Source organism: Terriglobia bacterium, from assembly GCA_032252755.1.
GTDB lineage: Bacteria > Acidobacteriota > Terriglobia > Terriglobales > Acidobacteriaceae > JAVUPY01.
The window spans coordinates 1-9,273 of record JAVUPY010000055.1 but is presented as its reverse complement, the minus strand read 5'-3'; the positions used below and the strand labels follow the sequence as shown (position 1 = coordinate 9,273).

General features: G+C 54.2%; 9 protein-coding genes. 2 read left to right on the top strand and 7 right to left on the bottom strand.

From position 1 onward, the window contains the following. The 4 genes from ROO76_13525 to ROO76_13510 all read right to left on the bottom strand — a co-directional run. On the bottom strand, nucleotides 1-357 hold a 357-nt coding region (locus ROO76_13525), incomplete at its 3' end, for a hypothetical protein (GenBank protein MDT8069180.1). A 64-nt stretch (nucleotides 358-421) separates the two neighbouring features. Then, on the bottom strand, nucleotides 422-2,266 hold the full coding sequence (locus tag ROO76_13520; GenBank protein ID MDT8069179.1) for a pilus assembly protein TadG-related protein: 1,845 nt from the start codon (nucleotides 2,264-2,266) through the stop codon (nucleotides 422-424). 9 nt (nucleotides 2,267-2,275) lie between these two features. Then, the gene (locus ROO76_13515) at nucleotides 2,276-2,734 is read right to left on the bottom strand and encodes a TadE/TadG family type IV pilus assembly protein (GenBank protein ID MDT8069178.1); all 459 of its coding nucleotides are present in this window, start codon (nucleotides 2,732-2,734) and stop codon (nucleotides 2,276-2,278) included. Nucleotides 2,735-2,747: 13 nt separating this feature from the next. Beyond that, nucleotides 2,748-3,326 (bottom strand): pilus assembly protein, encoded by a 579-nt coding sequence (locus ROO76_13510; GenBank protein MDT8069177.1) that lies wholly within the window; start codon nucleotides 3,324-3,326, stop codon nucleotides 2,748-2,750. A gap of 341 nt (nucleotides 3,327-3,667) precedes the next feature. Here ROO76_13510 and ROO76_13505 point away from each other — a divergent pair, with 341 nt between their 5' ends. Next, nucleotides 3,668-5,164 (top strand): hypothetical protein, encoded by a 1,497-nt coding sequence (locus ROO76_13505; GenBank protein ID MDT8069176.1) that lies wholly within the window; start codon nucleotides 3,668-3,670, stop codon nucleotides 5,162-5,164. A gap of 743 nt (nucleotides 5,165-5,907) precedes the next feature. Continuing rightward, nucleotides 5,908-6,456, top strand: a complete 549-nt coding sequence (locus tag ROO76_13500) for a hypothetical protein (GenBank protein ID MDT8069175.1) — start codon at nucleotides 5,908-5,910, stop codon at nucleotides 6,454-6,456. Nucleotides 6,457-6,959: 503 nt separating this feature from the next. On the opposite strand, the gene ROO76_13495 is transcribed toward ROO76_13500, so the two are convergent. The 3 genes from ROO76_13495 to ROO76_13485 form a co-directional block, all read right to left on the bottom strand. Further along, the gene (locus ROO76_13495) at nucleotides 6,960-7,652 is read right to left on the bottom strand and encodes a type II secretion system F family protein (protein ID MDT8069174.1); all 693 of its coding nucleotides are present in this window, start codon (nucleotides 7,650-7,652) and stop codon (nucleotides 6,960-6,962) included. A 212-nt stretch (nucleotides 7,653-7,864) separates the two neighbouring features. Further along, nucleotides 7,865-8,770: a type II secretion system F family protein gene (locus ROO76_13490; protein ID MDT8069173.1), complete on the bottom strand. Its 906-nt coding sequence runs from the start codon at nucleotides 8,768-8,770 to the stop codon at nucleotides 7,865-7,867. A gap of 70 nt (nucleotides 8,771-8,840) precedes the next feature. Continuing rightward, nucleotides 8,841-9,273: ATPase, T2SS/T4P/T4SS family (locus tag ROO76_13485; GenBank protein ID MDT8069172.1), on the bottom strand; the 433-nt coding region annotated here is incomplete at its 5' end.

Below are 9,273 nucleotides of genomic sequence, written 5' to 3'. Positions count from 1 at the left end.
CGTCTGGAGATTGTTGTCAGGATCAGGGAAGTCGGAGCGAATGTATTGCGGGCCTTTGAAGGTGACGCCTTCATGCTTCGCTCCCGACGCCGGCTTGCCTTCACCTTCGCGTCCCTGCTTGCCTTCATTGCCGCCCGAATCACCCCCGCCCGTGCTCGGTAGGTAGAGAACCTCAGCAGTATGAATCTCCTGCTCGGGGGTCAACAGAACAATCGGCGGCTTGGCGGCAACGATGGAATACGTGAAGCTGAGGAAGAAGGCGAGTTCGTGAATGACGAACGAATACACCAGCCCACGGGACGGGATGTAACGGCGATTCCAGTCCGACCGGAACGGCTGCCAAGAACCCAAAGTCATTCCATTTCCCAAAATCTAAACGCCGACGTTGAGCTGTCAGCCGTGTCGGAGAGAACGTGCCGCGCTACTGAAGTAGCGAGGCTTTGAAGATGAAATAAAGTGCATTGGGACTCAGATCCATGTACAAGTTCGGAGTCCCGTTCAGGGACAACTGATCGACGACGATGTCGCCGAGGATATACGATGTGCCAGAGGCATTCCCACCAATACTGAGCTGGTCATTGTAAGCCGCAGCCGTACACCCTGTCCCAGTGTCGGTTGAACCGGTTGTACATCGATGGAAGTAAAGCGAGCCAGAAATCAGGAACGCGCCTCCACCCTGCCAGCTCGGTTGATGCGATGGTGGACCTAGTAAATTGGCGCTCCGATTCTGCATCATCAGCAAGCCGCGCTGCTCACCCGCTGGGTCGCTCGAGCCAAGCGGGTCCCCGTAACCCATTCCTCCGTTGATCGAGCAATTCGGCACGCAGTCCGTGGTTGGAGCGCGACATGGAGCAAGCAACACGCTGCCCGTGATCTCTGTCGGCAGATTCGCCGGTGCACCAGCCAAACTTGTAGAATCGCACGCGACCCCAAACGGGTATTCGCCCCCATTTGACGTTTCAGTTTGCCAGTTGCTGGAAGTCACTGTCTGGCTGTTCGTATTGCATCCTGAGTTGGACACCACAGTAATGCTCTTGTTGTCTGCGAAGTAGAAGAACGTGCCGCCACTGCCATCACCGAAGTCCGTACTAGGCCGAACACACGAGTTGGAATCGAAATCCATTCCGTTGAGAACGTAGTAAATTCCAGGTTGGAAGATCGCATACTTGTTTTTGACTGTAATACCAGTTGGATAGTATCCCGGGGAATACATGTCGCAATCTATTCCTGCGGGCGCCGGGCAGCCGTGTGTACCGCTGGCAACACTTGTCACGGTCCCATTCCCACTCCAGGTTGGGATTTGGGGCGCCGTTATGGTTGCAAATGGGTCCGAGATCGGAAATTTCGGAGAGACGTAGCTGCCCGTGGTCCCCAAGCAAATATCCGGTCCGCTCGGAGGCGCAACACAACCCGCAGTAGTTGAAGTACTCGGAGCAGTGCTCTGAATGCCAAAGACGCCGAAATCACTGCCAGACGTGGTCGGACCACCCTGACTGAGATCGACTTGAAGCTTGTTGCCGTTCCAGTTCAGCGCCGCGGCATTATTAGAATTCACCTGGATACTTTGCGAAGGACCGCCGTAAATCGAAATTCCACCACCACCGTTTGAGGTTAGGGTGCTTGGGCGCGTCGGATCCAGCACAAGCAGCGGAATCGGGGAGCTCTGCAGCACCAGGCCACAAGTGGCCTTCGCAGGTACGTCGATAGTATTCGTCGAGCTGAGCAAGCCGAAGAAGGCTGTCCTGATTCGGTCGGTCACGGTTGCGCGCACAAACGGACTCGCTGCCAAGGCGCTCGGCGGCACACATATGGTCATTCCCGGAGGAATGGGAGTGGGGCAAACTGGAACCGGCGGCGCACCCGGATCGCTCGACGCTAGGAACGCAATCTGGACTTCGTTGCCCTCAACGCCCGGCGTCGAAACTCCCGTCGCGGTGTAACCGTTCAACGCAGCATACTGGCATGGCGCCGCAGTAGGATTTGACGAGCAGTTGAAAGGGTTCGTACCCGGGAAGTTCCCAACCGGCGTCGCCCCAATCGCCTGCGTGTTGTAGAGCATATCCATCACAGCAGCGGTACACGCAGCGTCAGCGGCATTTTGCGCTGCCTGCCGGTGGAACCAGAGATTGCCGAAATCGACCGCGAATCCAAGCACCGCGAGAAAGACAATTCCAAGCCCAAGAACCACAAACACAACCGTCTGCCCTCGCTGGCTACCCCGATCGGCAATCTTGCGTCGGACCGTTCGCTTAGAATGTTCGAACATAGGCTTTTCCTAGTTAACAATCCTGCCTTGTGCTGCGGCCTTGACCGGCGCAGTACCCCAAAAACTGAATATCGGGACTACGGGGTTCAGGACCGTAACTCGCACTCGATTCGGTGCCTCGTTGTTACCGTCCAAATAGCAGACGTTGACCGTCATGCCGGTCGTGTCGTATGCCGAAAAAGAAGCCCACTTCTTGACTTCATCGATAACCGGCTGAACTGATGAGTCACTGTCGCTGCAGTATTCGGCCGTTCCACTTGTCGGTCCACTCTGCGAACCTGAACTTACTCCCGATCCATGCACAATCGCGTATCGAACCCCAGCCTTCGCCGCATCGGCCATGACGTTGTAACAGTAGATCCAAAGACAGCACTCGATCAGAAGAAAGAACACGAAAAGCACGACGAGAATTGTCAGAACGAACTCAACCATTGTCGCACCGCGCGAGCTTCGATTTTTGCGACTCATTCCGGTGCTCATTTCACATCGCCCTCATCAGCACCTTGCGATGGAAGGTACACGTGATCGGAGATCCTGAACACACTGGTGTTGCCAGCAACACCGCTCCAAACGGAAGCCCGGGTATGGGCGGCGAGAACTCATACGTGACGTCAACCTGGTGCAGGACAAAGGTGGGTGCCTCGGGGTCAATACCAGCGCCACCGGTGAACGTCGCAGATCCGTTGCTGGTGCACGCAGCCTTTTGAGAGGTCGTACCGGCATTGAGGACCCCCACCGAGGAACTGCAAACCTGAACAGAGGCGGTGTCCGGCGAGGGAATAGCCCCGTGCATATCCTGATACGTGACGTTCATGACCGAAGTGGTTGTCGTCGGCCCCGCGGCAGCAGGAAATCCAATTCCTACAGGAGTATCAGGCCCCAAGATCGCATACAACCCCCCGCTCCGCGTCGCGGCCGACATGTTCAGCGCAACAAAGTAGACGTAACCAAAATTGATGCCGTTGAAGATCAGCATCAAGATGAACGGTATAAGGAGCGCAGATTCAATCAGCGCCTGACCTGACGAGCGCCTTCTCAATCTAAGTCGATTAATGCGCATACTAGATAACCTCATCCCGCGGCCGATCGGGAGCAAAGAGGGGATGTTGGGGGAGCTTCTGAGTACCGGATTTTATCATTGTTTCAATGCGAAAGTGTCTCGAAATTCGCGAAACCCATCGAGTTACCAACGTCACAAATATCGGATTACTCCTCGTGTGTTGCGCCATTTGCGTTCGCCGAGGGACGGCCTGGTACACATACCTTAGTTCTCGCTGCTCATTAGAAACCTGAGGCCGCTCATAAAACGATCTAGTGTGACGAAAGTTACTAGCAACTAGCTGTTTAGGCCATATTAGGCCGACTTCTTTATGGTACTCTCGGTCTCCAGTAGTTACTTCCATGTCTATCCAAAACGCCCCAACCGCCGCCGATGCCGAGGTTGCGCCTCGCATTCCTGCGCCCCAAGAGCGCAGGATTTGGCTGCCTTTTCATTTTGCGCTGGGAGCCGCCCTCATACTTCTGGTCTTCGCCTTCAATCGGCCAGATGTCTCTGACCCGGATATTTGGTGGCATTTGAACAATGCCCAGCTAATCCTGGCCGGCCACTTCCCAAGAGTCGATACATTCTCCTGGACAGCCAAGGGCTCGCCATGGATGGACCATGAGTGGCTTTCGGAAATTCCGTATTATCTTTCATACAGAGCTGGCGGGCTCAGGGGTTTGTATGCCATTTCGTTTCTTCTGTCCTCACTCACTTTGTGCCTGATCCTTTACCGCGCCGCAAAGCTCTCCAGTGACGCAAAGAACTCATTTGTCGTCGCGGTCTACTGCGTTCTGCTAACCGTCGTCTCCTTCGGCCCGCGCACGCTGATCTTCGGCTGGATCTATCTCCTGATAATGCTGATCGCGCTCGACAAGTTTCGCGAGGGACACGAAAAAGCAGTCTGGATCATTCCTCCGCTTTTCTTGCTATGGGTCAACTGCCACGGAAGCTGGATGATAGGGCTGGTCATATATGCCATCATCGCCGGATCGGGGCTTTTCGAATTCCAATACGGCCAGATCGAAACCTACCGATGGTCGCCCCGGCAACTGAGGCTCTTAATCATTGTCGGCGTACTCTCCGTATTGGCGCTCTTCGTCAATCCCTACGGATACAAGCTGGTGGCCTACCCGTTCGATATGGCTTTTCGTCAGAAGCTCAATATCCAGTATGTTGAAGAGTGGGCCTCTGTTGATTTCCATAATGCGCGTGGCAAGGTCGTCTTCCTGGGCCTGGTGGCGGCGTTCATTTGCAGCTTCTTTTCAAAGAAGAAGGTGCTCCTCGCAGACCTGCTGTTGCTCGTTCTCGCTCTCTACTCCGGCCTAACCTACGTGAGATTCCTTTTCCTGTTTGCTATTCTGGTCAGTCCTTTCTTAAGCGCAAGAATTCACCTATTCCCACCCTACGATCCGAAAATTGACAAGCCCCTGATGAACTTATTGTTTGGGCTTGTCGTGCTGGGAATAGTCGTCTGGCGATTCCCGACCGAGGCTAAACTGAACGCCGACCTGCAGAAGAACTTCCCTTCGAATACTTCAATCACCTATCTGAAGGATCACAATGTACGCGATAAGGTCCTGACCCAGTATCTGTGGGGTGGATATCTGGAACGGTTCTTCCCGGAATTGCCCGTTTTCATCGACAGTCGTGTCGATATTTTCGAATACAACGGGACCCTCAAGGATTACCTGGATCTGATCGCGATAAAAGACCCACTCGCGGTTCTTGATCGACGTAAAATACAGTACGTCTATTTCCAGCCCAATGAGCCGCTGGTTTACCTGTTGCGGCGCACGGGTGGCTGGGATGTTTTGTACGAAGACAAAACAGCGGTTTTGCTGAAGCGACACTAGACTGAAACATGGCCACCGGACAACATACTGGCGTGCAGTTCATCCCTACGGCTCCGGCATTCGCTATCTGTGGAGTTTGCGACTCGCACCACCCGGTGGATACCCATGAATGTCCGAAGTGCAAATCTCCTCTTTCGATCGTCCGAAAGTGCCCCCGGTGCGAGCGCATCGTCTCCGCTAAACACGAGCGCTGCCTATATTGCTCCATGTCATTCGTTCAGGAGGGTGAGCAACCCACTCTTTTCGCACCGCCACCAATCGCCTCCACCGGCACCCAGCGCAACCCCGCCGAACAAAGGCGTGCGATTTTCGTTAGCGTCGCCGTATTCCTAATAGTCATGTTTTTCGGCCTTGTCGTGACCATGCGGAGGATGGATCGCGGCGAATCGGACGTCGCAGCGTCATCGTATCTGCTTCACGAAGCTCCGCTCAGACTGCAGCCGAACTCCAGTGCAGGAATTGCGAGCACTCTGAACGCCGGCGCAGTTGTCTCTCTGACCGGGATGGCTGTGGATCCGGAAGGGCATCGTTGGTATGTATTACGCAGGGGTGACCGGCGCGACCGTTTCCTTCAGGTGACAGACGTGGCCCCTCCTAAGGTCCGTCTACCGGACATGGGTGCCCGGATGCTTCGGGCCTGGCTGCTGGTCCTCAAAGACTCGGGCCTAGTACCCGAAGCCGATTCCGCAGTCAACTATTACTGTACGCAGTTTCCAACCTCCGCTCATTGCTACGAACTTAGGATGCTCGCAGCTGCCCAATTCCGCTCTATCGCTCAGCGGACCAACTCTTTGGATACCCTAAACCGTGCCCGCCATATGTACCAGGAAGTTATCGACGCCAAAGTCGATAACTCGGCAGAAGCTGCCAAAGAACTGCGGGAATTGGGTACTCCAGAAAGCAGAGAAGGCTCCGCGCGGTCGACCCAGCGAGCGAAATCGCACTCTTCAAGCGGACGAAATGGTTTCGAGTCAGGCCGGGAATATGCTCTCGTAGATCGAGCAGAGGTGCGGGTAAAAGTTCCTGACCTCAGGACAGTCGCAAAATCAGAGCAGATCAAGGTTCCTATTGCCCGCGAGATTCGAATCAACGGAAAAGTAGCCGTCCCCTCCACGGCAACTTGTACTCTGAAAATTCTGAGTGGCACTTCAACGGACAGACTCAAAGTTCAGTTGGTCGCGATCGCATTCGACAATAAGATGTATCCAGTCAGTACGATCCCACAAGCGATTCCGACCAGCGGTGCTCTGGTCGTGTTCCCACTTGAATCATCCCTTCTCATAGGAAAGTAACTGGGGCTTTAGATCGATTGCTCTTCCCAAGCGATACAGTCGCCTTTTTCGGTCTTAGTCTGTTCGATAGTGCTAGTTGGAAGCTCCAGAACACATTCCGCCTTCCAGAAAATCGGCGAGAGGCGATACGGGCGAACCGACTGACGCAAGCCCACCACTCGTTTTTTGCTATCGAGGAATACTAGGTCGAGAGGATACTTCATTCCAAATGTGTGAACGGCCTGGGTGGGAAAAATGAGAAGCCCGCAACCCGGCTCAAGAGAAGTCGTTCCCAAAAGACCGACCATCCGCCGCCGCGGGCTATCTGCAACCCCGATCCTCGTTCCCAGGCAGGTGTCCTTGGTTACATTAAGTACGCGGAGAAACACTAAGGCTCCGAACTAGCGAGCTATGCGCTTCTTGCGGCGTTGAACCAGAATGAAGAGCACCACAAAAAACAGGACGCCTGAAACGATACGAATAATGGTTGTATTGTCCACATTCCCTCCTTGAATGAGCTGTTCTTAGCTGAACACGTTCTTCATTGTCTTACTTATGGCAATGATTGCAGGTCCAAGCAGCACGATAAACATACTCGGAAAGATGAAAAGCACCAACGGGAAAATCATTTTAATAGTGGTTTTAGCCGCTTGCTCTTCGGCCTGCTGACGTCTCTTGAGCCTGAGTGCATCCGCAAAATTACCCAACGACCTAGATATCGGGGTACCGAATCGCTCCGTTTGTACCAGCATATTCACGAAGGACCGAACAACTTCCAGCCCAGTTCGGTCGGCCATATTTCGCCATGCATCGACTCTCGGTTTTCCCGCGCGCTGCTCCAAGTTAATCAGCAGAAATTCTTCGCTAAGTTGCGGGTGGCTGATACGCAATTCCTGGCCAACTCGAATCAGGGCCTGATCCATGCCAAGCCCGGCTTCCATGCAAATAACCAGAAGATCAAGCGCGTCCGGAAGGCTGAGTCTAACGGCCTCGCGCCGTTTCGTAATCGCACGGCTCAGCCATAGTTCAGGGGCGAAAAATCCGAGTGACCCCAAAGCAAAGAACCAGAAAATCGTACTGCTCTCGATGAAAAATGCCGCTACAGCTGCTCCCAAAACTGGAAGCAGGAGCTTCGCGCCCATGAACACATCGGTGTGATATGGCTCCCGGTACCCGGCAAGCGCAAGCCTGCGTGTCACGTCTGCATCAGCAGTCATTCCAAGCATTTTGCGAATTGGCGCCAGTGCACCAAAGATCTTGCCTACAGCACGACTTGATTCCTGTTCAGGACCCTCCTCAACCGTGCTGCCGACGCTCGCAACTTCCGAAAGGCGCGCTCCGACAGCGGACTTTCCGCCCAGAAGCAGGACTATGACAGCAACTCCCAGAAAAGTCGTCAGGGCTACCGCAATAATCAGGCCTATCATGTTTACACCTTCACATCGATGATCTTACGGATGACATATCCGCCAATCGCCATGAGGATCAAGCCAGCATAGATTAAATTTCTGCCTAGAGGATCCTCGATCAGGATCTTGCCATAATTGGGATTAACGACGTTTATGCCTATAAAGAGAAAGAACGGCAAGCCCGCAAGAATCCAGCCCGTAAGACGTCCCTGCGCAGTATAGATTGCTAGCTGTCCTTTCAACCGGAGACGCTCGCGAAGTACAGATGCGGTCTTCTCGAGAATTTCAACCAGATTGCCGCCAGTTTCCTTCTGAACAAGGATGGCAGTCACCAGGAACTGGACGTCTGCAATTGGCACCCGGGCCGCCAGATTAGTCATCGCCTCACGCATTGGCAGGCCGAAGTTCTGCTCTTCAAAGGTACGTCTGAATTCTGTCCCGACTGGGTCGGGTATCTCACGCGAGACCATTTCGATTGCAGCGTTGATCGAGTGCCCCGCCTTCAGCGCACGGGTCAGCAGGTCGATTGCCTCTGGCAAAAGTTGATTGAAGCGATCAAATCTCATACTTCGCTTCACGTAAATGAACAAGTACAGTCCAGAAGCAGCAATTATTCCGGCAACCAACTCGATTACCACGTTCGGGAGAAAGAGTCCGACAAAAAACGGCACGACAACGAGCAGGAACAGGGTACCCGCGACTACTCGCCCAACGCTCCAATCCAAGTCTGCTTGTGAAAGATATTCCTGCAACCTCTTTGCAGGTGCAAAACGCTGCAGAAGAACTTCCAGCAATGGTATGTCACTCAGGTTGGCGCGCTTGACGATGTCGGGCGGGGCATCTGGTTCGATCGCTGCATCATCATTCCCTCGTTCGATCGACTCTAAACGAGTTTCCAGCGTCTTTTCGGTCTTGGTCGGACGCAAGACGAGCAGGACCACTCCGAATGTCACGATCAGCAACAGGACGAAAATGAGCACTACCATGGCAGTCCCTCTAGACTTCGACTGAGAGATCCAGCAACGACGGAGAAACCGTTATGCCAGACGACTTGATCTTCTCGGCGAAGCGCGGCATTACCCCAGTCGCGTGGAAGCGGCCGAGTACGCGGCCGTTGAGGCCGATCCCCTTTCTCTCAAAGAGGAAGACGTCCTGCATGCTGACGACGTCCTCGTCCATACCTGTGATTTCCGTCAAGTGCGTTATGCGCCGGGTACCGTCGCTCATGCGCGAGATCTGCACGATGACCCCAATTGCCGACGCGATCTGCTGGCGAACAGCTTTCTCTGGGAGGTTGAGGTTCGCCATGAGCGCCATCGTTTCCATACGGGAAATGGCGTCGCGGGGGCTGTTGGCGTGGACCGTAGTAATCGATCCATCATGGCCCGTATTCATTGCCTGCAACATGTCCAGCGCTTCTTCGCCGCGG